We start from the raw sequence: 1,620 nt of genomic DNA, 5'->3' as shown, positions 1-1,620 counted from the left end.
GAAGGCGTCGCCGGTCCGCGCTGCCGGGATTGAGGTAGAGAATACCGTCCGTCCTGTCGGCCCTCGGTACGAGGAATGTCCGCAGACGATCACGTCGATATCGGCGCGAGGATCGATGTGCAGCGTCTTTAAGTCGTGCAGAACGTAGATCGACTTTCCCGCGAGGCGCACCAGCTCGGTGTCGGCGTATTCGTGGGCCCACTCACCGGTGTCTGCGTTTCCTCGGATCGCGGTGACGGGCGCGATCCTGCGAAGCGCGTCGACGATGTCGGGTCGCCCGATGTCGCCGGCGTGAACGATGTGATCGACGCCTGCCAAGCGACGCTCCGCCTCCGGCCTCAACAAACCGTGTCCAAAATGACTCCGACTCTGAACATCATCTTTGGGCGTCGTCGACGGCTGCGATCGCCAGAAGACGATCGAGAAGCTCCACCTGCGTGGACAGCATCTTCGACCGGTCATACCACTCGGCGCAGTCGACTTCGGGAAAGTTCTGCCGTCGACCGCTTCGAGGTGGCCATTCGATCAGCCACCGCTCGTTGCACGACATCGAAGACTTATCCTGTGCCGCGAGTTCGGCGATGGTGACAGGCTCACCGTGGAAGAGGAGTCGCAGCAGTGATCTGTAAAGCCAAGGCGTCGTGCGGGCGCCCACGGCTTGGCTAACATGGCGACTAGCCGATCGGAGAGATTTGCAGATGCGGGATTGGCGCGCGTGGACGTGTTCCGTTTCGCAAATGAAAACTGGTGGAGCGAGGCTGGCCGGCTAATCAGGACAGCTTCTTCGACAGTGATTCCCTTATTCTCCGCAACAACCTGCCGCATTGGACTCGCCTGAGCGCTCGGCCTGGATGGGTGGGCACGGCCCGGCTGTGGCGTTGATCGAGAAATCTCTCATCCGCGTGTTGCAGGTCTGAGCGCGTGACCGTTTGAGCCGCCGCGTTGAATGGCAGCACATGCTGTGACACGTTCGAACGATGAAAACTGCTGCTGTTTACATTGGCGCCGCTATTGCCGAAATCGCCGGTTGCTTTGCGTTTTGGGGCTGGTTGCGCCTTGGCGAGCCGATCTGGTGGCTGCTTCCCGGTTTGATCTCGCTGATTGTCTTTGCCTACCTGACGCTGGTTCAGACGGATGCAGCAGGACGAGCCTACGCCACCTACGGCGGCATCTATATTGTTGCGTCGCTGTTCTGGCTCTGGGCAATCGAGAGCATGCGTCCGGACCGCTGGGACATCGCGGGCGCTTCGCTATGTCTGATCGCCGCGGCCGTCATCCTCTGGGGACCGCGCGGGTAGCCGATGTCACCTTGGCCCTGGATTTCGACCGTCACCTAGCGCCTGTCGGCTCTTCCGGCGGCACTGCTGAAGGGTTTTTTGCTTGAGTGGTGTTCCGGGCTCGATGGTTTCTTACCCCGCGCAGCACGACAGCTTGGCCACCTCTTTGTTGAACGAGAGCGCAGCGAGCTTCAAGCCTTCCACGGTGGTGAGGTACGGGAAAATCGTCTCGGCGAGCCGCTGCACGGTCAGGCCGCATGAGATTGCCAGTGTCGCGGTCTGGATGCTGTCGGCGCCCTCGGGCGCCAGGATGTGGGCGCCGAGGAGGTTGTCGCCGCCGGCG

3 protein-coding genes and 1 pseudogene are annotated in these 1,620 nt (G+C 61.6%); 1 reads left to right on the top strand and 3 read right to left on the bottom strand.

The genetic code is table 11. The features are described from left to right. Both ACE3P0_RS21090 and ACE3P0_RS21085 read right to left on the bottom strand, forming a co-directional pair. A partial coding sequence (locus tag ACE3P0_RS21090) for a metallophosphoesterase family protein (protein ID WP_374404774.1) occupies positions 1 to 318 on the bottom strand: 318 nt, incomplete at its 3' end. A 58-nt stretch (positions 319 to 376) separates the two neighbouring features. After that, entirely contained in the window at positions 377 to 655 is a 279-nt protein-coding gene (locus tag ACE3P0_RS21085; protein WP_374404773.1) for a hypothetical protein, read from the bottom strand. A 322-nt stretch (positions 656 to 977) separates the two neighbouring features. On the opposite strand from ACE3P0_RS21085, the gene ACE3P0_RS21080 reads away from it, so the two are divergent. Then, positions 978 to 1,298 carry a YnfA family protein gene (locus ACE3P0_RS21080; protein WP_374404772.1) on the top strand — a complete coding sequence of 107 codons (321 nt, stop codon included), beginning with the start codon at positions 978 to 980 and terminating at the stop codon, positions 1,296 to 1,298. Between the two features lie 111 nt (positions 1,299 to 1,409). Here ACE3P0_RS21080 and ACE3P0_RS21075 read toward each other — a convergent pair. Next, positions 1,410 to 1,620 (bottom strand): annotated as a pseudogene (locus tag ACE3P0_RS21075) (mercury(II) reductase); the annotation flags it as partial.

This window comes from Niveibacterium sp., from assembly GCF_041909475.1.
In the GTDB taxonomy this organism is placed as follows: Bacteria; Pseudomonadota; Gammaproteobacteria; order Burkholderiales; family Rhodocyclaceae; genus Niveibacterium.
Note: the sequence above shows the minus strand (reverse complement) of the source record. Positions and strands in the feature narration are given on the sequence as shown.

What these genes read in the sequence shown, in the direction of transcription:
- ACE3P0_RS21080 (WP_374404772.1), top strand. Translation starts at nt 978, where the DNA reads ATGAAAACTGCTGCTGTTTACATTGGCGCCGCTATTGCCGAAATCGCC.